A 23,472-nucleotide genomic window follows, 5' to 3' on the forward strand; every position below is an offset into this window, starting at 1 on the left:
GCACCGCTGGCCGGGGGCTCGGCCGATGACCTCGCCCCCGGCGAGGGCGCGGTGATCCGCGTCGGCGCGCACCTGCGTGCCGTGGCCCGTGACGAAGTGGGACAGCTGAGGACCCTGTCCGCCCGTTGCACGCATCTGGGCTGCCTGGTCGCCTTCAACCGCGCCGAACAGGCCTGGGAGTGCCCCTGCCACGGCTCACGGTTCGGCCTCGACGGGCAGGTTCTGCAGGGCCCGGCCACCCGGCCGCTGGAGAGCCGCGACCTGTAGACCGGGGCGCGGGCCTCGGAGCGGCCGCTGCCTTCAGCCCCCGGAGCCCGCCCGGGCGCAGTCGATGCACACCTCTGTGTGCGGCACCGCCAGGAGGCGATCCCGGCTGATGATGTCGCCGCACACCGTGCACTGCCCGTAGCCGGGGGTGCCCACCCTCGGCAGGGTGGCGAGGACCTGGTCCAACAGGTTACGGGCGCGATCCGCGTCGGCGCGCAGGGCCTCCAGCGCGATCACCTTGGCGCCCACGTCGGCCGCGTCGAGATCGCAGTCGGCGTGGAGGCTGGGCATCTTCGACTCGGTCGCCGACAACTCCTCGCGCAGGAGGTTCGCCTCCTCGGCGAGCCGGGAGGTGATCTCGCGCAGGTCGTCGGCCGACAATTTCGTGGGCATGTGTGCTCCAACTCCGTCGGGTCGGTCGGACAACGGCGTGCTCAGGGCTTGAGGAGGGGCTTGACCTCCCGTCCTCCTTGGCGAACGGCGCGCCGTGCGCCTCCATGCCTACGGCGTCGATCACGGCGTCCGTGCCGCGCCCACCGGTGAGTTCGCGTACGGCCGCGCCGAGGTCCTTGCCGTGCCACGCGGTCGCCCGGCTCGAGCGCGCTCACCTGGGGTCCGACCTCCTCGACGAAACCCATGGGCTCATGGCCCAGGATGTCGCCGAAGTCGAGGTGGGGGCCGAGCAGTTCGTACGGACGGAGGTCGGAACCGCAGATCCCGGTGGACGTGACGCGCCCGACGACGTCGTCCGGTTTCTCGGTCCGGAGGTCGGGGACGGTCTCGACGCGGGCGTCCCGTCGGCCCTGCCAGGTCAGTGCTCGCATGCCCATTCCTCCGGTCGCATGGTTCGGCCAGGCCCTCCCGAGTCCCCTGGGACGAGCGTCCGACACCTCGGCGGTTCGGCGCGTGCGGCCTGGTGAGGAGGGGAGGGGGAGAAACGTCCGGAACGTGTGCAGCGTCCGGTTCGCCGGGTACTCGGCGCGTGATGCGGCGGTGAACGGCACCGCTGCCCCGGAGAAGGGACCGACGATGGCCCGGCACGTACGCGACATCATGACCGCGGAGCCCGTGACGGTGGAACCGCGGACCTCGGTCGGCAGGGTCGCCCAGATGATGCGTGACCAGAACATCGGCGCCGTCCTCGTCACCGAGGGCGACGAGCTGCGCGGGCTGGTCAGCGACCGCGATCTCGTGGTGCGCGCGCTCGCGGAGGGCGCCGATCCCGGCGAGACCACGGTGGCCGACGCATGCAGCGAGGACCTCGTCACCATCGCGCCCGACGAGGACGTCCGCCGCGCTGTTCATCTGATGCGTGAGTACCACGTCCGCCGCATACCGGTGGTCGAGGGCGGGCATCCGATCGGGATCATCTCCCTGGGCGACCTCGCCATCGAACGCGACCCGGAGTCGGCGCTCGGCGACATCAGCCGCGCGAGGCCGAACGCCTAGGCGCAAAGACAGCGGCGAACGTCCTTCGCGGACGGCGGCCCCGTTCGCCCGGGTCGCAGCCCGCTGCCCGGCGTGCGCCCGGCGGCTTCCCCCGGGTCGTCGTCTCAGTCCAGAGGCGCCGTACGCTGCCACGGCCGCAGTGCCTCCAGCTGACCCGCCACCTCCAGCAGAGCCGTCTCCGAACCCGGCCGGCCGACCAACTGGACCGCGCAGGGAGCGCCGTTCGGGAGCGCGCCGAAGGGGACCGACATGGCCGGCCAGCCGGTGAGGTTCCACGGCGGGGTCATGGGGGAGTAGTTGGTGTTCGCCAGCAGATTGCGCAGCCAGCCGCGTCGGTGCCAGGGAGCGGCCGCCGGGCCGCGGCGCGCGAGCGCGGGAGTGAGCAGCACGTCGTGTTCGGCGAAGAACGGCTCAAGGCGCCGCCGCAACTGCTCACGGCGGTCGCCCGTGCGCACGCCCTGCACAAAGCGGCGGCCCACCGCCGCGTGGACCCGGGTGCGCCGGGTGAGCCGTCGCGGGTCGAGGCCCGCGGCGTCCACCGCCGTACCCGCCGTCCAGTGGGCGAGTGAGGTAGTGCCCAGCCACCAGGGGTAGGGCGGTTCGGCCGGACGCACGTCGTGGCCCGCCCGTGTGAGCAGGTCGGCCGCCGCGCGGGTCGCGTCCGCGTAGGGCCGGCTCACGGTCACCCCGGGCAGCGGGCTGCGCAGCGAGAGGGCGATGCTCCGTGCCGCCGGCCGCGGTTCAGGCGTCCCGGCCGTCGTGTGCCGGTCCGCGAGGACGTCGAACATCAGCCGGGCGTCCTCGACCGTCGTCGCGAGCGGGCCGTTCTCGGACATCCCGAACCAGTCGCCGTTGCCGATGCCGGCCGGGACGGTGCCATGGCCCGGCTTGAGGGTGACGAGGCCGCAGTTGGCCGCCGGGATGCGCAACGAGCCCATCCCGTCGTTGCCGAGCGCGATCGGCACCATGCCGGCGGCCACCGCCGCCGCGCTGCCGCCCGAGGAGCCGCCCGCCGTACGGGTGGTGTCCCACGGATTGCGGGCCGTCCCGTGCACCCCCTCCGTGGTGCCGAACACGCACAGTTCCGGCACGTTCGTCAGTCCCACCACGACCGCTCCCGCCGCACGCAGCCGGGCCACGGTGACATGGTCGTGCGCGGCGGGCGTGTCCAGGGTCGCCGCCGAGCCGTTGCGGGTGGACTCGCCGCGCACCGCCAGATTGTCCTTGACGGCCACCGGCACACCGGCCAGCGGGAGTTCGGCCAGATCCGGGCGGTCCGCGAGCGCCTCGGCCTCGGCGAGCGCGGCGTCCGCGCGCAGTCGGCGGAAGGCGCCGATACGGCCGTCGAGCCGCTCGATCCGCGCGAGGTGCTCCGCGACGACCTCGTGCGGCGTGGCCCGCTTCTCGCGTACGGCGGTGGCGATCTCGGCGGCGGTCCGGCCGGCCCAGCTGCTCACGGGCGCTCCCTGTCGATCCTCGGCATGGTGGAGGTGGGTCTACTGACGAGTACGAGGAGCACTGTGCCCTGAGGGGTGGCACCGCGTCGAGAGTCTGAGGGTGCCGTGTCGCCACTTCCCTGGCGCAGTGGCGGAAGGTCATCCGACCACTGACTCAAATCCCGTTGGTGCGAGCCCCATTGACAGCCATGAGGGGCGGATAAATCATCAGACCTCCGATGAATTGGAGGCGCTCATGAGTACGTATCCAAGACGTCAGGTCCTCGGTGCCGCCGCGGTCGTCGCCGCCGGCGCCACCCTTCCCCTCTCCGCCCCGCCCGCCGCCGCGGCGTCCGCCGGTTCCGCTGCGGGGTCCGCCGACTCGGCCACCCCTCGGCCTCAGTGGGTGCCGGTCCCCACCCCCGTCCTCGTGCCCCTCGACGCCCACTTCGACAACGACGGCATCGACACCGCCGCCGCCCGCGGCGGCGACTTCGACGGCTCCGGCTACACCTTCCCGGGCGAGGAACTGCCCACCGCACGCGTGGAGGTGGACGGCATCCCCTTCGTCCTCGGTTCGTCGGCCGCGGGCGCGAGCAACAACGTCGTGGCCCTCGGCCAGCGCATCGACCTGCCCAAGGGCCGCTATCTGTCGGCTCTGTTCCTGACCGCATGCAGCTACGGCAACGCCTCGGGTCAGGCCATCGTGCACTACGCGGACGGCTCGGCCACGACCGCCGGGCTCGGCGGTTCCGACTGGTACTCCGCCGGTGGCCCGCTCTCGGCCCCGTACCGGTACACGCCGGACGGCAGCAAGGACGAGCACCCCGTCGGCATCGGCACGGCCGAGATCTGGATCGACCCCCAGCGCGAGGCGGTCGCCCTGACGCTCCCGGTCACCAACCCCGCCGAGGCCGGCAAGGCCTCCCTGCACGTCTTCGCGCTCTCCCTGCAACCGGCCGCCCAGGGGCGGGCGTTGGCGCTGCGCGACGCACACTCGACCTTCTCGCTCCTGGAGGCCGGCGGCGCCCAGAGCGTCGAGGCCACCGTGGTCAACGCGGGCGCCCTGCCCATTCTCGCCGACGACCAGGTGTCCGTGACTGTCGACGTGCCCGGCGCCCGCACGGTCGACCCCGCCCGGATCGAGCGCCTCGACCCCGGTGAGCAGGCCCGGGTCCGCATCGGCATCCGAAGCCGCCCCGGCACCACCCCCGGCACGGCGCAGAGCGGCACGGTGACCGTCCGGGGCCGGGGGCAGCAGGTCACCTCCGCCACGCGCGAGCTGACCCTCGGCGTGCCCGACTACCGGCCCACCGAAGCGTCGCTGGCCGGTCACCAGGCGCCGTACTGGTTCCACCGCGCCAAGTTCGGCATCTTCATCCACTGGGGTGTCTACTCCGTGCCCGCCTGGTCGCCGGTCGGCAAGCAGTACGCCGAGTGGTACTGGAACCACATGCAGAGCGCGGACAACGCGGTGTACGCGTACCACGCGCAGGCCTACGGCGAGGACTTCGCCTACGACGACTTCATCCCCATGTTCACGGCGGAGAAGTTCGATCCACGGGCCTGGGTGGAGCTGTTCCGGGACGCGGGCGCGCAGTATCACGTCCTGACGTCGAAGCACCACGAGGGCTTCGCCCTGTGGGACACGAAGGTCTCCGACCGCAACGCCGTGAGGATGGGGCCGCGGCGCGATCTGATCCGTGAGCTCTTCGACGCGTCCAAGAGGTACACGCCAGAACTGCACCGCGGGCTGTACTTCTCGATGCCGGAGTGGTTCAACCCCGACAACCCCTGGATGGGCCACGCTCCGCGCAATCCGTACACCCTGGAGCCCCTGCCGTACACCGGATACACCGCGGGCAAGGACTATGTGAGGGACTATCAGGCCCCGCAGATGCTGGAGCTGATCCACGGCTACGACCCGGCCGTCCTGTGGTGCGACATTGGCGGCGCCAACGACAGCCGTGACGTCCTCGCCGAGTTCTTCAACCACGGAAAGAACCGGCCGCAGCCGTACGAGGTGGCCGTCAACGACCGCTCGGGCATCGCCTTCCACGACTTCACGACACCCGAGTACACGACCTACGCGAGCACGGTCGTCGCCAAGTGGGAGGCCAGCCGCGGCCTCGACCCCTTCAGCTACGGCTACAACAAGGCGACCCCCGACGACCGTTACATGACGGCCGAGGAGATCGTGCGCAGCCTCGTCGACATCGTCTCGAAGAACGGCAACTTCCTCCTCGACATCGGACCGCGCGCCGACGGCACCATCCCGGAGATCATGCAGACCCGGCTGCGCGAGACGGGCCGCTGGCTGAAGACCAACGGCGAGGCGATCTACGACACGACCTACTGGTCCCGGATGGCGCAGCTCGGCGAGGACCTGCGCTTCACGGTCCGGCAGAACAAGGCGTTCTACATCCACTCGCTGACGGCACCGGGCAGCACGCTGACCGTGGAGGCGACGGTGCCGATCCGCAGCGGCGACAAGGTGACCCTGCTCGGCCACGACCGACCGCTGACCTGGGCCACACGCAACGGCTCGCTGGTGATCGACGTACCGGAGGCGGCCCGGAAGGCGGGTCGTCACGTGTGGGTCTTCAAGGTGGAGTGGCAGGGCTGAGGTCAGGAGGAGACGGTTCCGCCAGGTGGTCCCGCTGTGCTGAAGCCGGTGGCGGAACCGTCCGTCCCGTCTGTCACGCCCCCCGCGCCGCCCTCGTGCTCTCCCTTTCGATCAGGCGCGGCACCGGCACCTGCACCGTGCGCGTCGGGCCGCCGTCCAGCAGCGCGGTCAGCTCCCGCGCCGCCGTACGGCCGAACCCCACCGTGTCGCGGGAGAGCGCGGACAGCCACGGTCTGACCATGCGGCACAGTGCCGAGTCCTCCCAGGCCACCACCGAGACGTCCGCCGGCACCGAGAAGCCCAGCTCCGTGGCGGCGGCGACGCCGGCGACGGCCATCACGTCGTTGTCGTAGACCAGGGCCGTGGGGGCGGTGTCCTGCGCCAGCACACGGCGGGTGACGGCGGCGCCCTGCGCGTCCGAGTAGTCCGTGGTCACCGACCGGACCTCGGTCAGCCCGCGCCGCTCGGCCTCGGCGCGCAGCGTCCGGATACGCCGCTCGGTGTGCGCGAGCCCCGTCAGGCCCGCGATGTGCACGATCCGGCGGTGGCCGAGGGCGTACAACTGGTCGACGACCGCGGCCATCGCGCCCGCGTCGTCGGCCCAGACCGTGGACAGCCCGGGACGGCGCGCCTCCGGCACCCCGCCGATGACGACGGCGGGCAGACCCAGCTCGTCCAGCAGACCTGGGCGCGGATCGTCCGTGCGGGGGTCCACGACCAGCACGCCGTCCACCCGGTGCTCGGCCCACCAGCGCCGGTAGGCCGCACACTCGGCGTCCACGTCCTCCACCACCTGGAACAGCAGCCCGAGATGACGCTCCGCCAGCACCTCCTGGATGCCGGAGATCAGCTGGAGGAAGAACGAGTCGACGCCCAGGGTGTCCGCCGGGCGCGCCACCACCAGGCCGACGGTGGCCGCGCCCTCGCCCGACAGCTGACGCGCCGCCGTGCTCGGCCGCCAGCCCAGCTGTTCGGCGACCCGCCGTACCCGCTCCCGGGTGACCTCGGAGACACCGGGCCGTCCGTTCAGCGCGAAGGAGACGGCGCTCTCGGAGACCCCGGCGCGCCGGGCGATGTCCTTCATCGTCGGGCGGCGTGCGGGGGACCGCTTGGCGGGCATGCTGCCTCCCCCCTTTCTCGGCGTGCTGACTAATGCGCTTGAATATCAGAACCCTAAAGCGCATTAGTGATCGTGGCAAGGTCCGTCCTGTTTCCTGGGGTTGCGCCTCTGACCTGTACTGATGAAGGCTGAATTTCTTTAGCTCGGCGAATCCGTTGACTTTCTCCGAACGCGCGGGGCATGGTCGCTGGCGCAACCCGCCGCCGACGCCGCAAGGGAGCCGTGTCATCGTGCGCACCCCCCGCAGAACACTCGCCGCCGCCGTTGTCGCCGCCGTCGTCCTGCCGCTGAGCGCCTGTGGCTCCTCGGACGACAGCGGCGGCTCGACGGACGCCTCCGGCAAGGTCGAGGGCGACATCACCTTCCAGACCTGGAACCTGCGCGCCAACTTCAAGCCGTACTTCGACGGACTGGTCGCCGACTTCGAGAAGAAGTACCCGGGCACGCATGTGAGGTGGATCGACCAGCCCGCCGAGGGCTACGCCGACAAGATCAGCGCGGACGCGGCGGGCGGCACCCTGCCCGACGTCGTCAACGTCTCGCCGGACCTGGTCGCCCCGCTCGCCAAGGCCGGCCTCGCCCTGGACCTCGACAAGGCCGCCGCGAAGTACAAGCCGGAGTACCTGGACGGGGCCTGGGCCAGCCACCGGATACCGGGGATGACGGGCACCTACGCCTTCCCCTGGTATCTGAACACCGGTCCGCTGTTCTACAACAAGAGCCTCTTCCGGGAGGCCGGACTCGACCCCGACCAGCCCCCGAGGACGTACGCCGAACTCTTCGACGACGCCCTGCAGATGGCCCGGCAGAGCAAGGGCAGGGTCGCGACCCTCGCCAACGTGCCCACCGTCGAGGACTTCGGCCGCTACGGCGCCGAGCTGATGAACCGGCAGGGCACCGCCTTCGCCTTCAACGACGCCAAGGGTGTCGGACTCCTCACCAAGTACAAGGAGTTGTACGACGCCAAGGCCCTGGATCCGCAGGCCCTGACCGCCACCCCCGAGTCCACCGGCAAGAAGTTCCTCACCGGGGCGGTCGCCATGAACCCGGGCAGCGCCCTGGACCTCGACAACTTCAAGAAGCAGGCGCCGAACCTGTACAAGAACATCGGGATCACCGACCAGATCACCAGCACCGGCCACGTCAACATGTATGTGATGGGCGTGATGGTCAACTCCCGCACCAAGCACACGGCCGCCGCCGTCGCCTTCGCGCACTATGTGACCGACGCGCAGAACCAGATGTCGTTCGCGAAGAAGGTCGCCATCTTCCCGAGCACCGCCGGCTCGCTCGACGACCCGTACTTCGCCAAGGAGGACGGCACGGACGAGACCCGGGTGCGGATCGCCGCCGCCAAGTCCCTGAAGGACGCGGTGAACTACACCCCGGTCCTCTTCAGCGACCAGATGAAGACCGCGCTCCGCAACGAGGTCGCCAAGGCGCTGCAGGGCAAGGAGAGCCCCAAGGCGGCCCTCGACAACGCTGTCGGCGCCTGCGACCGCCTGCTCCAGCAGCAGGGCTGAGCCGTCATGGCGACTCCCGCCGTCTCCCGGGTGCGGCGCCATCTGCCCACCACACCCTGGCTGTTCGCCGCGCCCGGACTGCTCGTCGTCGGCGCCTTCATCCTCTACCCGTTCGTCTCCACCCTGGTCGGTGCGTTCACCGACCGCCGCACCCTCGTCCCGGGGCACTTCGTCGGGCTCGCCAACTTCCGCGAGCTGCTGCACGACGACATGTTCTGGATCGGGCTGCGCAACAGCGCGCTCTACGTCGTCGGGGTCGTCCCGGCGCTCGTCCTGCTGCCGCTGCTGCTCGCGCTGCTCGTGCAGAAGAACATCCCCGGCATCACGTTCTTCCGCTCCGCCTTCTACACCCCGGTCGTCGCCTCCGTCGTCGTGGTCGGGCTGATCTGGGTGTGGCTGCTGGACGAACGCGGGCTGGTGAACTCCCTGCTGGAGGCGGTCGGCGTCGGCCGGGTCGGCTTCCTCAGCGACCAGTGGCTGCTTCTGCTGAGCGCCATGGCCGTTACGGTCTGGAAGGGCCTCGGCTACTACATGATCATCTATCTGGCGGCGCTGGCCAATGTGCCGCGCGAGCTGCACGAGGCCGCCGCCGTGGACGGGGCGGGCGCGGTGCGCCGGTTCGTCACGGTCACCGTGCCCGCGGTGCGCTCCACCATGGTGCTGGTCGCCGCGCTCTCCTCGGTCGCGGCCTTCAAGGTGTTCTCGGAGGTGTATCTGATGGCGGGCCCGGCGGGCGGACCCGCGGGCGAGGACACCACCCTGGTCATGCTCGTCCAGCGCACCGGCACCGGCCTGGCCGGACGTGTCGGCTACGCCTCCGCGATCTCGGTCGTCGTCTTCGTCGTCACCGTCGCGCTGACGCTGCTGGTCCTGCGCGTGGACCGGAGGGAGGACGTATGAGCGTCGTCGAGAAGCCGCGTCCCGCCCCGGTGCCCACCGCCCCACGGGAGCCCCGGATCACGGACGAGACCGGCCGCCGTGTCCACCTCGGGGAACTCCTCCTGCGGTACGTGCTGCTGCTCGTCGTACTGGCCCTGACCGTGGGCCCGTTCCTCTGGCAGCTGTCCACCTCGCTGAAGGGCCCGACCGAGGACATCTTCAGCTCACCGCCCGGCTTTCTGCCCCGGCACCCGACGCTCCACAACTACGCACGCGTCGCCGACACCATCCCTGTGTGGGACTACGTCCTCAACTCGCTCAAGGTCGCCTGCGCCAACGTGGTGACCAACTGCGTGGGTTCGGCGCTCGCGGGCTATGCGCTGGCCCGGCTGCGCTACCGGGGCCGCGGGGTCACCACCCTGGCCTTCGTCCTGGCCATGCTGGTCCCCGTCGAGGGCATCGTCATCGCCCAGTTCACCACCATGCGGGAACTCGGCCTGAACAACACCCTGATCGGCGTGGTCCTGCCGGGCAGCATCGGCGCGATGAACGTGCTGCTGATGCGCAACGCCTTCCGCAATCTGCCGTACGAGATCGAGGAGGCCGCCTTCGTCGACGGCGCGGGCGCCTGGCAGCGGTTTCTGAGGATCGCGCTGCCCTCGGTGAAGGGCACCCTCGCCGTGGTCGCGATCTTCGCGTTCATGGGCGCCTGGGACGACTTCCTGTGGCCGCTGATCGTGCTGAGCGACCCGGCCAAGTTCACCCTCACCATCGGACTCAACTATCTGCACGGCACCTTCGCCAACGACGAACGCCTCGTCGCCGCGGGCACGGTCATCGCCGTGGCGCCGCTGCTGCTGCTCTTCGCCTGCCTCCAGCGGTACTTCTTCCGCGGTGTCGGCGAGGGCGCGGTCAAGGGCTGAACCCCCGTACGTGTGCCACCTTTGAAGGAACCCGCATGCCTCGTGCCGTGCGCTTCGGCGTCAACTACACCCCGAGCAAGGGATGGTTCCACCACTGGCTCGACTTCGACCTGGACTCCGTACGCGCCGACCTCGACTCGATCGCCGCGCTGGGCCTCGACCACATCCGGGTCTTCCCGCTGTGGCCCTACTTCCAGCCCAACCGCACCCTGATCCGCCCCCGCGCCGTCGAGCAGCTCGTCGCGCTCGCCGACGCGGCGGCCGAACGGGGACTCGACGTCAACGTGGACGGACTCCAGGGGCATCTGTCGAGCTTCGACTTCCTGCCCGCCTGGACCCAGACCTGGCACCGGCGCAACATCTTCACCGACCCGGACGTGGTCGAGGCGGAGGCCGCCTATCTGCGGACGCTGGCCGCCGCGCTCGCCGACCGGCCGAACTTCATCGGCATGACCGTCGGCAACGAGATCAACCAGTTCGCCGCCGGCCCGCACCCCGACCCGGACCGCGTCACCCCGGAGCAGGCCGGACGGTGGCTCACCCGGCTGCTCGCCGCGTGCGCCGAGGGCGCGCCCGGCAAGCTGCATCTGCACGCGTCCTACGACGCCGCCTGGTACCAGGACGACCAGCCCTTCACCCCCGAGCACTCCGCCCGCCTCGGGGACCTCACCGCCGTGCACTCCTGGGTGTTCAACGGCACCGCCCAGCGCCACGGCCGCACCGGCACCGCCACCGAGCACCACGCCGCGTACCTCGTGGAACTGTCCAAGGCCTGGGCGGACGACCCGCAACGCCCGGTCTGGCTCCAGGAGGTCGGCGCCCCCGCCCCGCTGATCCCGGCCGGGCACGCGGCGGCCTTCACCGAGGTGACCGTGCTGAGCGCCCTCGACTGCCCCGGTCTGTGGGGCGTGACCTGGTGGTGCTCCCACGACGTCAGCCGCGACCTCGCCGACTTCCCCGAGCTGGAGTACGGCCTCGGTCTGCTGACCAACGACCGGCGGCCCAAACCCGCCGCACGGACGCTCGCCCGGATCACCGAGGAGCACCGGGCGCACGAGCCCGCCCCCCGCACGACCGCGCTGGCCGTCGACACCACGGCCGGCCGCTCGGTCTGCGCCCCCGGCGGAGCGGTCTTCGAGGCCTTCGCCCGGCTGACCGCCGCCGGGGCCCGCCCCACCACCGTGCTCGCGAGCCGCGCCGACGACAAGGACCATCTCGCGGCCCGTGGCATCACCGAAGTCGTCACCCCTGACCAGGTCACCGAGTAGCCCGTCCCCACACCGTCCACCCGACGAAACGGAGCACACAGTGAACCTCAGCAGACGCACGGTCCTCCTGGCCGGAGCGGCAGCCGCGCTCACCCCCGCGCTGCCCGCACCCACCGCCTCCGCCGCGACCCGCGACCTCCAGCCCTACGCCTCCTACTGGTACCCCGACTCCCTGCCCTCCGGCACCCCGGGCGCGGGCATCACCTGGCGCAGCCTGAAGACCTGGAGCGCCGCCACCGACGCCGACCTCGCGTTCAACGCCGCGTCCGTGCCGCTCGCCGCCCGTTTCACCCCCACCCCCGCCAACACCACCGCCCGCTCGGGCCAGGCCCGCCTCCAGTCCCTGGTCTCCTTCGGACCGACCTCGTCCAACCCCTCCCAGGGCGCGCCCACCGCCGACCACTACGCCCTCACCCACTGGTCCTACCTCGACGAACTGGTCTTCTGGGGCGGCTCGGCGGGGGAGGGGCTGATCCTCGCGCCCAACGCCCCGATCGTGGACGCGGCCCACCGGCACGGCGTCCCCGTCCTCGGCAACATCTTCCTGCCGCCCGTCGCCTACGGCGGACAGCTCCAGTGGACGCGGGACCTGGTCCAGCAGGACGCCGCCGGCCACTACCCGCTCGCCGCACAGCTCGTCGCGGTCGCGCAGGCCTACGGCTTCGACGGCTGGTTCGTCAACGCCGAGACCGGCGGCGGGAACACCGCGCTCGGCACGGCCATGCTCGGCTTCGTCAAGGAGCTGAAGACGCTCGGCAGGGCGAAGGGGCTGCGCGTCACCTGGTACGACGCCATGACGGTGAACGGCACGGTCTCCTGGCAGGGCGCCCTCGACAGCCAGAACCAGGCGTTCTTCCAGGCCGCCGACGCGATGTTCGTGGACTTCCGCTGGACGAGGAGCACCCTGGCCTCCTCCGGGACGCTCGCCGGCCAACTGGGCCGCAGCCGCTACGCGTTGTGGGCGGGCGTGGACGTGGAGTCCGGCGGTACGAACACCTCGGTGAACTGGGACGCGATCGTCCCGACCACGGGGACGCAGGTGACCTCGATCGGCTTCTACCGGCCCGAGTGGACCCGCAACCACCTGCCCGCGAACCGCACGCCCGGTGATTTCCACGCGGCCGACGACCTCTTCTGGACGGGCGCGTCCCTCGACCCTTCCCGGCCCGGCGGCACGGCGGGCTGGCGGGCCCCCGCGGTCTCGGTCGCCGACCGCTCCACCGTCGGCGCCCTCCCGTTCGGGACCGTCTTCAACACCGGTCACGGGCTGAAGTGGTACGAGGACGGCCAGGTCGCCTCGGACACCCCCTGGAACCACCTCGGCCTCCAGGACCGGCTGCCCTCCCGCCGCTGGGTCGTCCGCACCAGCGGTACCCGCCCCACCGTCGCCTTCGACTTCGCGGACGCCTGGCGCGGCGGCAGCAGCCTGCTGGTCTCCGGGACCCTCGACGCACCGGCCACGCTGGACCTGTACGCCACCCGGCTGCCGATCGGCCCGGACACGGTCGTAGAGCTGACCCACCGGGTGGACGCGGGAGCCCCGCGGCTGGAGCTGGCCGTCGCCACCGCCGAGCCGGCCGGCCCCGGCCGGGCGCCCTCGTACACCTATTTTCCGGTCGCGGGCGGTGCCGGCTGGCAGACCACGACCGTGCCGCTGACCGGCCTGACGGGCACCCTGCGCACGCTGGCCGTACGGCTCACGGGCGGCGGCCAGGTGCGCTGGCGGCTCGGCGCCCTCTCGGTCCGGGACACGGCGACCACCCCGGCCGCCCCCGTCGACCTGCGCATCACCGACGCCGACGGCGGAAACCTGCGCTTCGCCTGGCAGCCCGCACCCGGCGCGGTCCACCGGGCGGACGCATCCGCCCTCCGCCACTACGAGCTGCACCGCGTCCTGCCCGACGGCACACGCCGCTTCCTCGGCGGCACCTGCCAGCGCGCCTACTACGTGGGCGGGCTCGCCCCGGAGCGGAACGAGAGCGTCGCACGGTTCGAGCTGCGCGCGGTCGGGGAGCTCTACAACGTCTCGACGCCCGCCACGACCACCCATCGCTGGTAGCCCCGCCCATGGCCGGTGACACCGGCACCCCGCACCCTCACCCCACGGAGCACCCCATGCATGACGACCGCACGCTGGTCGAAGGCCGTCTGAGGCGCGTCCTCGACGAGCGCATCCGCCCCGCCGTGTACCCCGAGTCCGTACCGCTGACGGTGGCGGTGTGGCACGCGCCCGGCGAACCCGTGCCGGTCGCCGAGGGCCTGGCCGCCCCGGCCGAGCCGATCGCGGTGGGCGCGCGCTGGGGTGCCCCGTGGGGCACCAGCTGGTTCCGGGTGACGGGGACGGTCCCCGACGCCTGGGCCGGGAAGACCGTCGAGGCGCTGCTGGACCTCGGCTTCGACGAGAACATGCCCGGATTCCAGTGCGAGGGGCTTGTCTACCGGCCCGACGGCACCCCGGTGAAGGGCCTCAATCCGCGCAACCAGTGGGTGCGGATCGGCTCCCCGGCCGAGGGCGGCGAGGAGGTGGATCTGCGGATCGAGGCGGCGTCCAACCCCGTCGTCCTGGACTACCACCCCTTCCTGCCCACACAGCTCGGCGACAAGGAGACCGCGGGCAGCGAGCCCCAGTACCGGCTGGCGCGCATGGACCTCGCGGTCTTCGACGAGACCGTGTGGCAGCTCGTCCTGGACCTGGAGGTGCTCGGCGAGCTGATGGCGGAGCTGCCGGTGGACTCGGCACGGCGGTGGGACATCCTGCGCGCGGTGGAACGGGCGCTGGACGCGGTCGACCTCCAGGACGTCGGCGGTTCGGCCGCAGCGGCCCGGGCCCGGCTGGCCGATGTGCTGGCCGTGCCCGCCGCACCCACCGCGCACCGCATCAGCGCCGTCGGCCACGCGCACATCGACTCGGCGTGGCTGTGGCCGCTGCGCGAGACGGTGCGCAAGGTCGCCCGTACGACGTCCAACATGACCGCGCTCATCGAGGACGAGCCGGAGTTCGTCTTCGCCATGTCACAGGCCCAGCAGTGGGCCTGGGTGAAGGAGCACCGGCCCGAGGTGTGGGCGCGGGTGAAGAGGGCCGTGGCGGAGGGCCGGTTCGTGCCGGCGGGCGGTATGTGGGTGGAGTCCGACACCAACATGCCGGGCTCGGAGGCGATGGCCCGTCAGTTCGTGCACGGCAAGCGGTTCTTCCTCGACGAGTTCGGGATCGAGAACGACGAGGCCTGGCTGCCCGACACCTTCGGCTTCGCGGCCGGGCTGCCGCAGATCATCAAGGCGGCGGGCTCCAAGTGGCTGCTGACGCAGAAGATCTCCTGGAGCCGGACCAACACGTTCCCGCACCACACCTTCCTCTGGGAGGGCATCGACGGGACCCGGATCTTCACCCACTTCCCGCCGGTCGACACCTACAACTGCTCCATGAAGGGGAGCGAGATCGCCCACGCGGCACGGAACTTCAAGGACAAGGGCGTGGCCCGGCACTCGCTCGCGCCGACCGGCTGGGGCGACGGGGGCGGCGGCACGACACGGGAGATGGTGGCGAAGGCTGCGCGGCTGCGCGACCTGGAGGGCTCGGCGCGGGTGGTGTGGGAGACGCCGGAGCAGTTCTTCACCCGGGCCGAGGCGGAGTACGCCCGTCCGCCGGTCTGGGTGGGCGAGCTGTATCTGGAGCTGCACCGTGCCACGCTGACCAGCCAGGCGAAGACCAAGCAGGGCAACCGGCGCAGCGAGCATCTGCTGCGGGAGGCCGAGCTGTGGGCCGCCACGGCCGCCGTGCGCACCGGGTTCCCCTACCCGTACGAGGAACTGGACCGCATCTGGAAGACGGTCCTGCTCCACCAGTTCCACGACATCCTGCCTGGCTCGTCGATCGCCTGGGTGCACCGGGAGGCGCGGGCGACGTACGAGCGGATCGCCGCGGAGCTGACCGGGATCATCGAGGCGGCGCAGCGGGCGCTGGCGGGCGAGGGGACCGTGCCGCTGACGTTCAACGCGGCGCCGCACGCCCGTTCCGGGATCCCCGCGGGCGGTGCGGGCGCCCCCGCCGCCGCGGGCGACGTGGCGCGCGAACCACGGCCGGGCGGCGGCTTCGTCCTCGACAACGGGCTGCTGCGGGTGGAGATCGACGGCCGGGGGCTGGTGGTGTCCGCGTACGACATCGAGGCCGGCCGCGAGACCCTCGCACCGGGACGTGCCGCGAACCTCCTCCAGCTCCACCCCGACTTCCCCAACATGTGGGACGCCTGGGACGTGGACGCCTTCTACCGGAACACGGTCACCGACCTGGTGGACGCCGAGCAGGTCGGGCCCGGCGAGGACGGCGGGTCGGTCCGGATCGTACGGTCCTTCGGCGCGTCCCGTGTCACCCAGGTGCTGTCGCTGGCGCCGGGGGAGCGGCGGCTGGAGATCGACACGGAGGTGGACTGGCACGAGACGGAGAAGTTCCTGAAGCTGGCGTTCCCGCTGGACGTGCACGCCGAACGGTATGCGTCGGAGACCCAGTTCGGGCACTTCTTCCGCCCGACCCACACCAACACCTCGTGGGAGGCCGCGAAGTTCGAGGCGTGCAACCACCGCTTCGTGCATCTGGAGGAGCCCGGCTGGGGGGTGGCCGTGGTGAACGACTCGACCTACGGCCACGATGTCACCCACACGGTACGGGAGACGGACTCCGGCACGACCACCACCGTCCGGGTCTCCCTGCTGCGCGCCCCGCGCTTCCCGGACCCGGAGACCGACCAGGGCGTCCACCGCTTCCGGCACGCCCTGGTGCCGGGTGCGACGATCGGGGACGCGGTCCGCGAGGGCTGGCGGATCAACCTGCCGGAGCGGCGGCTGCGCGGCGGGCGCGCGGTGGCGCCGCTGGTGAGCGTGGCGCAGGACGCGGTGGTGCTGACGGCGGTCAAGCTGGCCGACGACGGCAGCGGTGACGTGGTCGTACGCTTCCACGAGTCCCGTGGCGGCCGTACGCACGCCACGCTCACGGCGGACTTCGACGTGGCGGCCGTGACCGCGACGGACCTCCTGGAGCGGCCGCTCGCCGCGGCGGAGCCCGCACCCGAGCGCGAGGGGGACCGGATCACGCTGCGGCTGCGCCCGTTCGAGCTGGTGACCCTGCGGCTGAAGCGGGCCTGAGCCCCGCCCGGGGGCACCGCGGGCGGGGCTCAGCCCGTGGTGCCCCCGGGCGAGGTCGCCTGGGACCCGGGACCGGGCGCGAGCGCGGCGAGGCGTTCGAGGACATGGCGGGTGCCGGGGTGCGCGCCCGTCCCCGCCCGGTGAAGGGCGTGCACGCTCCGCCGGACCGGCACCCGCAGCGGATGGACGCTCAGACCGGGCGCCCCGGGATCGGGCAGCGCCAGACGCGGCACCAGGGCGGCCCCGGCGCGGCGGGCCACGAGCGCGCACAGCACGGCGAAGTCACTGGCGACCGCCACCGGCCGGGGCACGAACCCGGCGGCCCCACAGGCCCGTTGGGCCATCTCGTGACAGGCGGTGTCGGGGCCGGGCAGCAGCCAGGCGAGGCCGGCGAAGGCGGCGAGGTCGGCGGCGGCCCCGGGCGCCAGTCCCCGGTCGCCCGCCTCGGCCGGGTGGAGCACGAGATACACCGGCTCGTCGAATAGCTCGCGGCGCTCGCAGCCCGGGGGAAGCGGGCGGGGCAGCAGGCTGTAGGAGTGGGTGACCGCGATGTCCACCTCGTGCCGGGCCAGCGCGCGCTCGGCCTGGTCGGGTTCGTGCTCCACGAGGTGGACGAGCGGGGCGTCGGGGTCCGCGGAACCCCCCGGATCGGGCCACAGCCCGGGCAGCAGGGTGCGCGCAGCCGAGGGGAAGGCGGCCACCCGCACCCGGGCGCGCTCGCCCCGGCGCAGCGCCGCGAGGTCCGACTCGGCGGCGGCGAGATTGCCCAGCACCACCTGCGCATGGTCGACGAGGCGCCGTCCGGCACCGGTCAGCCGCAGGGTCCGGCCCTGCTTCTCCAGCAGCGGCAGCCCGCTCTCCCGCTCCAGGGCGGCCAGTTGCTGGGAGACCGCCGGGCCGGTGAGGTGCAGGGCCTGCGCGGTCGCGGCGACCGTGCCGTGCGCCGCGAACTCGGCGAGCACCCGCAGTCTGCGCACGTCCAACAAGAAGCTCACCTTTTGGTTAGTGGAAGAAAGAGTAAATAGACCTAATCCATCCTAGGCGGCAGAGTCGGGAGAGTGAAGCCCGACAAGACCCTGCTCGCCCTGGCCGCCACCGTGCTGCTGTGGGCCTCCGCCTTCCCCGCCATCCGCGTGGCCCTGCGGGGCTACGGGCCCGCCGAGCTGTCGTTGCTGCGTCTGGCCGTCGCCTCCGCCGCCCTGCTGGCGGTCGCCCCCCTCATGCGGGTGCGGCGCCCCGCCCGCCGGGACCTGCCGCGCATCGTCCTCGTCGGCGCGTCGGGCATGAGCGCCTACCAGCTGCTGCTGAACTGGGGCGAGCTGCGCGTCCCGGCCGGCACCGCCAGCCTGATCGTGGCCGTCGCCCCCGCGATCAGTGCCCTGCTCGCCGCCGCCTTCCTGCGGGAGCGGCTCACCGCGGCCAGGATCACCGGGTCCTGTGTCGCGCTGGCGGGGGCAGCCGTGATCGCCGTGGCCGGTGGCGACACCGGCTACACCGCCGCGGCCTGGATCGTCCTGGCCGCCGCCGGTGCCCAGGCGCTTCACCACCTCGGCATCAAGCCGCTGCTGCGCGTCTACACCGGGCTCGAGGTCGCCGCGTACGCGATGTGGGCGGGTACCGCGCTGCTGCTGCCGCTCGCCCCGGCCGCCGTACGTGCCGTGGTCCACGCACCCGTCGACGCCGGTCTCGCCGCACTCTATCTGGGTGCGCTGCCCTCCGCCGCCGGTTTCGTCCTGTGGGGCTATGCGGTCGCCCGCCTCACCGTCACGGCCGCGACCGCCGCGCTCTATCTCGTGCCCGCCGTCGCCCTGGGCGTCGCCTTCGTGTGGCTCGGCGAACGTCCGCACCCCGTCGAACTCGCCGGCGGCCTGCTCACCCTGGTGGGGGTGGCCCTGGTCGGCCGGCCGACGGGGGCCCGGCGTGACGCGGGCGGCACGGCGGCCGACGGGGGAGGGACGGCCCCGGCGCAGCAGGACCCTCCCCGACAGGACGGCTCCACGCCTACGGTCCGGGTCTGACCTCGGGCACCTCCTGGGTCCTGTCGTCAGACTCGCGTCGTCGCCCGGAGGGCGGCCTTGCTGCGGCGTGGGGGCCCCTCCTGCTCGAGCGAAGCCGAGAGTGGGGGAGCGTGCTCTGGGGGTACCCCCTGCTCGAAGAGCTTGGGGGGGTGCCGGACTCGGCCCCTCGTACCGGGTGTACTCGGGGCCGTGTCCGGCGCGGCGGTGGGGGCACCGCCCGCGCGAGCGAAGTCGAGCGTGGGGGAGCGTGCATGGCGTCGCGGGGCAGGCGGGAGTTTGAAGACAGGGCCTAGGGGCGGAGCTGGCTCCGCAGCCACTCCTCCACCTCGCCCACATGCGCGGCCGCCGCCGCCCGGGCCGCCTCCGGGTCGTGGGCGACCAGGGCGCGGTGGATCGCCGCGTGTTCGCGGCGGGTGCGGGCGAAGGCCCCCTCCTCCTGGTAGCCGCGCCAGACCCGGGCGCGGAAGGTGCGGGAGGACAGGCCCTCCAGCATGGCCGCCATCGTCTCGTTGCCCGCGGCGGCGGCGATCTCCCGGTGGAAGGCGAGGTCGTGGGCGAGGATCTCCTCCGGGTCGTCCGTCGCGTTCATCGCCGTCAAGTGCTTCTCCACCTCGGCGAGTTGGTCGTCGGTGATCCGGGCCGCCGCGAGCGCCGTCGCCGTCGACTCAAGGATGCGCCGGACCTCCAGCAGCTCGACCAGCCGTGGTCCCCGCGAGAGGTCCGCGACCACGCCGAACGTCTCCAGCAGATCGCCGGCCTCCAGCTGGGTGACATAGATGCCCGAGCCGTGCCGCGCCTCCAGCACACCGAGGACCGTGAGCGCGCGGATCGCCTCCCGCATCGAGCTGCGCGAGATGCCCAGCCGGGCAGCCAGATCGCGTTCCGTGGGCAGCCGTTGGCCCGGCTCCAGCCCGCCGTCGGCGATCATCGCCTTGATCCGCTCGATGGCTCGCTGGGTCACCGTGCCCTTCTGCGGAGCGTTCGCCGCGCTCTCCGCCTCGGCCTCCGCGCTCGGGGTCTCCTCCACGCCAGTCCTCCTGTCGCCGTGCGACGAAGTCTAACCATGGGGGTGGTCCGACCACTACGGCTCGAAACCGCGAAAATTTGGCGCCGCAGGGTGTTGTACGGGCCAAGTGGTCTGATAAGTATGCGGGCAACTGCTCGATCACGCTCAATGAGGAGCCGACGGATGGCTGTCAGGACAGGGCGCAACGAACGGCACGGCAGGCGAATCTCCGCGTGGGCGGTGCGCGCGACGGCTGCGGCCGCCTGCGGCGCTCTGGCGCTCACGGGATGCGGCAGCACCAAGGACGACGGCGCCGCCGGCGCCACAGGCGGCGGCAGCGGCAAGGTCGGAGTGATCCTGCCCCTGCTGACCTCGCCGTTCTGGCAGTCCTACAACGACTATGTGCCCAAGATGGCGAAGTCCGAAGGTGTCGACGCCCTGAAGACCGTCAACTCCAACAGCGACCCCTCGCAGCAGATCACCGACATCAACAACGAACTCAACCAGGGTGTGAAGGGGCTGGTCGTCGCCCCGCTCGACAGCGCCGCCATCCAGGCCGGGCTCGACCAGGCCGAACGCAAGGGCGTCCCCGTGGTCGCCGTCGACGTGGCGCCCGACAAGGGCAAGGTCGCGATGGTCGTGCGCGCCGACAACGTCGCCTACGGCGAGAAGGCCTGCGACTACCTCGGTCAGCACATCACCAGCGGCAAGGTCGTGCAGATCATGGGCGACCTGGCGTCCGTCAACGGCCGTGACCGGTCCGAGGCGTTCCGCGCCTGCGCCAAGAAGAAGTACCCGAAGCTGAAGGTCCTGGAGATCCCCGCCAAGTGGGAGTCCGACACCGCGGCCTCCAAGCTCGACACCCTGCTGAACGCCAACCCCGACATCAAGGGCATCTATCTGCAGGCCGGCGGCGTCTATCTCGCGCCCACGCTGCAGACCCTCAAGTCCAAGAACATGCTGAAGGCGGCGGGCCGGCCGGGCCACATCGCCATCGTCTCCAACGACGGCATCCCGCAGGAGTTCGACGCCATCCGCAAGGGCGAGATCGACGCCACCGTCTCGCAGCCCGCCGACGCCTACGCCCAGTACGGCATGTACTACATCAAGGCCGCGATGGCGGGGAAGACCTTCAAGCCGGGCCCCACCGACCACGGCTCGGTGATCGTCAAGCTGCCCAGCGGCATCCTGGAGGACCAGCTGCCCGCCCCGCTGGTCACCAAGGAGAACGTCGACGACCCCAAGCTCTGGGGCAACACGGTCAAATGAGCACCCCACTCGTGCAGGCGCGGGGCATCGTCAAACAGTACGGCCCCACGGTCGCCCTTCAGGACGGACAGCTGACCGTGCTCCCCGGCGAGTCCCACGCCCTCGTCGGCCGCAACGGCGCCGGCAAGTCCACGCTGGTGAACGTGCTCACCGGCCTCCAGGCCCCCGACGAGGGCACGGTCCACTTCGACGGCGAGCCGGCACCCCCGCTCGCCGACCGGGACGCCTGGCGCCGCAAGGTCGCCTGCGTCTACCAGAAACCCACGGTCGTCCCCGAACTCACGGTCGCCGAGAACCTGTTCATCAACCGGCAGCCCACCGGCCGCGCCGGACTCATCAGCTGGCGCAGGCTCAAGGAGGAGGCCGCCGAGGTCCTCGGCACCTGGGACGTGCACGTCGACCCGGAGGCCCGTACCGCCGACCTCAAGGTCGAGGACCGGCAGATGGTGGAGATCGCCCGGGCGCTCAGCTTCGGCGCCCGTTTCATCATCCTCGACGAGCCGACCGCACAGCTCGACAACCGTGAGATCGAGCGCCTGTTCACGCGTATGCGGGCGCTCCAGGACTCCGGCGTCACCTTCCTGTTCATCTCGCACCACCTCCAGGAGGTCTACGAGGTCTGCCAGACCGTCACGGTCCTGCGCGACGCCCGCTGGATCACCACCGCCCCGGTCGCCGATCTCCCGCGCGCGGCCCTCGTCGAGGCCATGGCGGGGGAGGCCGTCACCGAACGCGTGACGGGCGCCCGGGACGCCGTGGCCGACGACGCACCGGTGGCCCTGGACACCCACGGGCTCACCGGCCCGGCGTACGAGGACATCGCCCTCACCGTCCGCCACGGCGAGGTCGTCGGACTCGCCGGCTCCAGCGGCAGCGGAAAGATCGAACTCGCCGAGACCCTCGCCGGGCTGCACACCCCCACCGGGGGCACGGCCCGGCTCGACGGCGGACCGCTCCCGTTCGGCGACGTGGGGGCCGCGCTCGCGGCGGGCGTCGGCTGTGTGCCCCGCGACCGGCACGAACAGGGACTCGTGTCCGCGATGACCGTCGGGGACAACGCGACCCTGAGCGTCCTGGGCCGCCTCGGGCGCTACGGGTTCGTCGGCACCCGGCGCAGGCGCGGCTTCGCCACCGAGCTGATCGGACGCCTCGACATCCAAGCCGAGGGACCCGACCAGCCCGTCTCCGACCTCTCCGGAGGCAACGCGCAGAAGGTCGTCATGGCCCGCGCCCTGGCCTCCGACCCGCGGCTGCTCGTCCTCATCAACCCCACCGCGGGCGTCGACGTGAAGTCCAAGGAGTCGCTGCTCGCGCGGATGGACAGCGCCCGCGAGGACGGCACCGCCGTACTCGTCGTCTCGGACGAGCTCGACGACCTGCGGCGCTGCGACCGCGTCCTCGTCCTCTTCCACGGCCGGATCGTCGCCGAGCACCCGGCGGGCTGGCACGACCACGAGCTGATCGCCTCCATCGAAGGAGTGGACCATGGCTGACACCAAGGCCCCGCCGCTCACCCCCGTCCCGGTGCCCGACCCCCGTTCGGCCAAGGCCGTCCTGCTCCGCCGGGCCCGTGAACTCGCCCTGGTCCCCGCCCTGTTGCTGCTGATGGTGCTGGGCGCGTTTGTCAACGGCTCGTTTCTCACCGAACGCAACATCATCTCGATCCTCGGCGCCTCCGCGGCTCTCGCCATGGTCGTGCTCGCCGAGTCCCTCGTGCTGATCACCGGCAAGTTCGACCTGTCCCTGGAGTCCGTGGTCGGCATCGCGCCGGCGGTGGGCGCCCTGCTCGTGCTGCCCGCCGCCGAGTCCGGCTGGGGCACCGAACTGCCCACCGCGCTCGCTCTCGTCGCGATCCTCGTCGTCGGCGCGGTCATCGGCGCCTTCAACGGCGTCCTCGTGGTGAAGTTCAAGCTGAACGCCTTCATCGTCACCCTCGCGATGCTGATCGTGCTGCGCGGTCTGCTGGTCGGCGCCACCCAGGGCAAGACCCTGTTCGGGATGCCCGACGCGTTCTTCACCCTGGCCACGACGACCTTCCTGCGCGTCCCGCTGTCCGTGTGGCTCGCGGCCCTGGCCTTCGCCGTCGCCGGCCTCGTGCTGCGCTACCACCGCGTCGGCCGCGCCCTGTACGCCATCGGCGGCAACGCGGACGCCGCGCGCGCGGCCGGCATCCGCGTCGAGCGCGTGATGCTCGGCGTGTTCGTCGTGGCCGGCTGCCTGGCCTCCGTCGGCGGCATCATGCAGACCGGGTACGTCGGCGCGATCAGCGCCAACCAGGGCAACAACATGATCTTCACGGTGTTCGCGGCCGCGGTCATCGGCGGCATCAGTCTCGACGGGGGCAAGGGCACCATGTTCGGCGCCCTGACCGGTGTGCTCCTCCTGGGCGTCGTACAGAACCTGCTCACCCTCGCCCAGGTCCCCTCGTTCTGGATCCAGGCCATCTACGGCGGAATCATCCTCGTCGCCCTCATGATCGCCCGGGTGACGACGGGCCGTGCCCAGGACTGACCCGACTCCCCGTCATAGGCGCCGTACGACGTGCGATCCCG

At 71.9% G+C, this 23,472-nt stretch carries 18 protein-coding genes and 1 pseudogene; 13 read left to right on the forward strand and 6 right to left on the reverse strand.

Features of this window, described 5'->3' with window-relative positions; translation table 11 throughout:
• The coding region (locus ACFYX0_RS22570; RefSeq protein WP_388972602.1) for a Rieske 2Fe-2S domain-containing protein at positions 1-267 on the forward strand (267 nt) is incomplete at its 5' end.
• A gap of 33 nt (positions 268-300) precedes the next feature.
• Here ACFYX0_RS22570 and ACFYX0_RS22575 read toward each other — a convergent pair.
• Positions 301-660: a TraR/DksA family transcriptional regulator gene (locus ACFYX0_RS22575; protein ID WP_388972604.1), complete on the reverse strand. Its 360-nt coding sequence runs from the start codon at positions 658-660 to the stop codon at positions 301-303.
• A gap of 185 nt (positions 661-845) precedes the next feature.
• A pseudogene (locus ACFYX0_RS22580) lies at positions 846-1,091 on the reverse strand (alcohol dehydrogenase catalytic domain-containing protein); the annotation flags it as partial.
• Between the two features lie 205 nt (positions 1,092-1,296).
• On the opposite strand from ACFYX0_RS22580, the gene ACFYX0_RS22585 reads away from it, so the two are divergent.
• Complete coding sequence (locus ACFYX0_RS22585) at positions 1,297-1,716, forward strand: CBS domain-containing protein (RefSeq protein WP_388972759.1); 420 nt, start codon at positions 1,297-1,299, stop codon at positions 1,714-1,716.
• Positions 1,717-1,820: 104 nt separating this feature from the next.
• Here ACFYX0_RS22585 and ACFYX0_RS22590 read toward each other — a convergent pair whose 3' ends face one another.
• Entirely contained in the window at positions 1,821-3,173 is a 1,353-nt protein-coding gene (locus ACFYX0_RS22590; RefSeq protein WP_355922970.1) for an amidase family protein, read from the reverse strand.
• Positions 3,174-3,408: 235 nt separating this feature from the next.
• On the opposite strand from ACFYX0_RS22590, the gene ACFYX0_RS22595 reads away from it, so the two are divergent.
• Positions 3,409-5,778, forward strand: coding sequence for an alpha-L-fucosidase (locus ACFYX0_RS22595; protein ID WP_388972606.1), 2,370 nt, complete (start codon positions 3,409-3,411; stop codon positions 5,776-5,778).
• A gap of 73 nt (positions 5,779-5,851) precedes the next feature.
• Here the strand turns inward: ACFYX0_RS22595 and ACFYX0_RS22600 are convergent, their stop codons facing one another.
• Complete coding sequence (locus tag ACFYX0_RS22600; RefSeq protein ID WP_388972608.1) at positions 5,852-6,898, reverse strand: LacI family DNA-binding transcriptional regulator; 1,047 nt, start codon at positions 6,896-6,898, stop codon at positions 5,852-5,854.
• Between the two features lie 230 nt (positions 6,899-7,128).
• On the opposite strand from ACFYX0_RS22600, the gene ACFYX0_RS22605 reads away from it, so the two are divergent.
• The 6 genes from ACFYX0_RS22605 to ACFYX0_RS22630 are packed head-to-tail and all read left to right on the forward strand — an operon-like array spanning position 7,129 to position 16,627.
• The gene (locus tag ACFYX0_RS22605) at positions 7,129-8,421 is read left to right on the forward strand and encodes an ABC transporter substrate-binding protein (RefSeq protein ID WP_388972610.1); all 1,293 of its coding nucleotides are present in this window, start codon (positions 7,129-7,131) and stop codon (positions 8,419-8,421) included.
• A 6-nt stretch (positions 8,422-8,427) separates the two neighbouring features.
• Positions 8,428-9,321 (forward strand): carbohydrate ABC transporter permease, encoded by an 894-nt coding sequence (locus ACFYX0_RS22610; protein ID WP_388972612.1) that lies wholly within the window; start codon positions 8,428-8,430, stop codon positions 9,319-9,321.
• Positions 9,318-10,223, forward strand: a complete 906-nt coding sequence (locus ACFYX0_RS22615) for a carbohydrate ABC transporter permease (protein ID WP_388972614.1) — start codon at positions 9,318-9,320, stop codon at positions 10,221-10,223. Before ACFYX0_RS22610 ends, ACFYX0_RS22615 begins: the two co-directional genes overlap by 4 nt.
• Before the next feature lie 35 nt (positions 10,224-10,258).
• Positions 10,259-11,491, forward strand: coding sequence for a glycosyl hydrolase (locus ACFYX0_RS22620; RefSeq protein WP_388972615.1), 1,233 nt, complete (start codon positions 10,259-10,261; stop codon positions 11,489-11,491).
• A gap of 40 nt (positions 11,492-11,531) precedes the next feature.
• Positions 11,532-13,550 carry an endo-beta-N-acetylglucosaminidase gene (locus ACFYX0_RS22625; RefSeq protein WP_388972617.1) on the forward strand — a complete coding sequence of 673 codons (2,019 nt, stop codon included), beginning with the start codon at positions 11,532-11,534 and terminating at the stop codon, positions 13,548-13,550.
• A gap of 56 nt (positions 13,551-13,606) precedes the next feature.
• A complete protein-coding gene (locus tag ACFYX0_RS22630) occupies positions 13,607-16,627 on the forward strand; it encodes an alpha-mannosidase (RefSeq protein WP_388972619.1) in 3,021 nt (1,006 codons plus the stop codon).
• Positions 16,628-16,656: 29 nt separating this feature from the next.
• Here the strand turns inward: ACFYX0_RS22630 and ACFYX0_RS22635 are convergent, their stop codons facing one another.
• Positions 16,657-17,622: a LysR family transcriptional regulator gene (locus ACFYX0_RS22635; RefSeq protein WP_388972620.1), complete on the reverse strand. Its 966-nt coding sequence runs from the start codon at positions 17,620-17,622 to the stop codon at positions 16,657-16,659.
• A gap of 63 nt (positions 17,623-17,685) precedes the next feature.
• On the opposite strand from ACFYX0_RS22635, the gene ACFYX0_RS22640 reads away from it, so the two are divergent.
• The gene (locus tag ACFYX0_RS22640) at positions 17,686-18,645 is read left to right on the forward strand and encodes a DMT family transporter (protein WP_388972622.1); all 960 of its coding nucleotides are present in this window, start codon (positions 17,686-17,688) and stop codon (positions 18,643-18,645) included.
• Positions 18,646-18,934: 289 nt separating this feature from the next.
• On the opposite strand, the gene ACFYX0_RS22645 is transcribed toward ACFYX0_RS22640, so the two are convergent.
• The gene (locus tag ACFYX0_RS22645; protein ID WP_311700965.1) at positions 18,935-19,672 is read right to left on the reverse strand and encodes a FadR/GntR family transcriptional regulator; all 738 of its coding nucleotides are present in this window, start codon (positions 19,670-19,672) and stop codon (positions 18,935-18,937) included.
• A gap of 162 nt (positions 19,673-19,834) precedes the next feature.
• Between ACFYX0_RS22645 and ACFYX0_RS22650 the strand changes: the two genes are divergently transcribed.
• The 3 genes from ACFYX0_RS22650 to ACFYX0_RS22660 are packed head-to-tail and all read left to right on the forward strand — an operon-like array spanning position 19,835 to position 23,431.
• Entirely contained in the window at positions 19,835-20,920 is a 1,086-nt protein-coding gene (locus ACFYX0_RS22650) for a sugar ABC transporter substrate-binding protein (protein WP_388972624.1), read from the forward strand.
• Positions 20,917-22,413 (forward strand): sugar ABC transporter ATP-binding protein, encoded by a 1,497-nt coding sequence (locus tag ACFYX0_RS22655; RefSeq protein WP_388972626.1) that lies wholly within the window; start codon positions 20,917-20,919, stop codon positions 22,411-22,413. Before ACFYX0_RS22650 ends, ACFYX0_RS22655 begins: the two co-directional genes overlap by 4 nt.
• The gene (locus ACFYX0_RS22660) at positions 22,406-23,431 is read left to right on the forward strand and encodes an ABC transporter permease (RefSeq protein ID WP_388972628.1); all 1,026 of its coding nucleotides are present in this window, start codon (positions 22,406-22,408) and stop codon (positions 23,429-23,431) included. Before ACFYX0_RS22655 ends, ACFYX0_RS22660 begins: the two co-directional genes overlap by 8 nt.
• The last annotated feature ends 41 nt before the right edge of the window (positions 23,432-23,472 follow it).

The organism is Streptomyces sp. NPDC002573 (assembly GCF_042889625.1).
Lineage (GTDB): Bacteria > Actinomycetota > Actinomycetes > Streptomycetales > Streptomycetaceae > Streptomyces > Streptomyces gibsoniae.

Excerpts from the sequence above, each read along its gene's own strand:
- ACFYX0_RS22600 (WP_388972608.1), bottom strand. The coding sequence starts at position 6,898 with ATGCCCGCCAAGCGGTCCCCCGCACGCCGCCCGACGATGAAGGACATC.
- ACFYX0_RS22575 (WP_388972604.1), bottom strand. The coding sequence starts at position 660 with ATGCCCACGAAATTGTCGGCCGACGACCTGCGCGAGATCACCTCCCGG.
- ACFYX0_RS22650 (WP_388972624.1), top strand. The coding sequence starts at position 19,835 with ATGGCTGTCAGGACAGGGCGCAACGAACGGCACGGCAGGCGAATCTCC.
- ACFYX0_RS22585 (WP_388972759.1), top strand. The coding sequence starts at position 1,297 with ATGGCCCGGCACGTACGCGACATCATGACCGCGGAGCCCGTGACGGTG.
- ACFYX0_RS22655 (WP_388972626.1), top strand. The coding sequence starts at position 20,917 with ATGAGCACCCCACTCGTGCAGGCGCGGGGCATCGTCAAACAGTACGGC.
- ACFYX0_RS22620 (WP_388972615.1), top strand. The coding sequence starts at position 10,259 with ATGCCTCGTGCCGTGCGCTTCGGCGTCAACTACACCCCGAGCAAGGGA.
- ACFYX0_RS22610 (WP_388972612.1), top strand. The coding sequence starts at position 8,428 with ATGGCGACTCCCGCCGTCTCCCGGGTGCGGCGCCATCTGCCCACCACA.
- ACFYX0_RS22630 (WP_388972619.1), top strand. The coding sequence starts at position 13,607 with ATGCATGACGACCGCACGCTGGTCGAAGGCCGTCTGAGGCGCGTCCTC.
- ACFYX0_RS22615 (WP_388972614.1), top strand. The coding sequence starts at position 9,318 with ATGAGCGTCGTCGAGAAGCCGCGTCCCGCCCCGGTGCCCACCGCCCCA.
- ACFYX0_RS22660 (WP_388972628.1), top strand. The coding sequence starts at position 22,406 with ATGGCTGACACCAAGGCCCCGCCGCTCACCCCCGTCCCGGTGCCCGAC.
- ACFYX0_RS22595 (WP_388972606.1), top strand. The coding sequence starts at position 3,409 with ATGAGTACGTATCCAAGACGTCAGGTCCTCGGTGCCGCCGCGGTCGTC.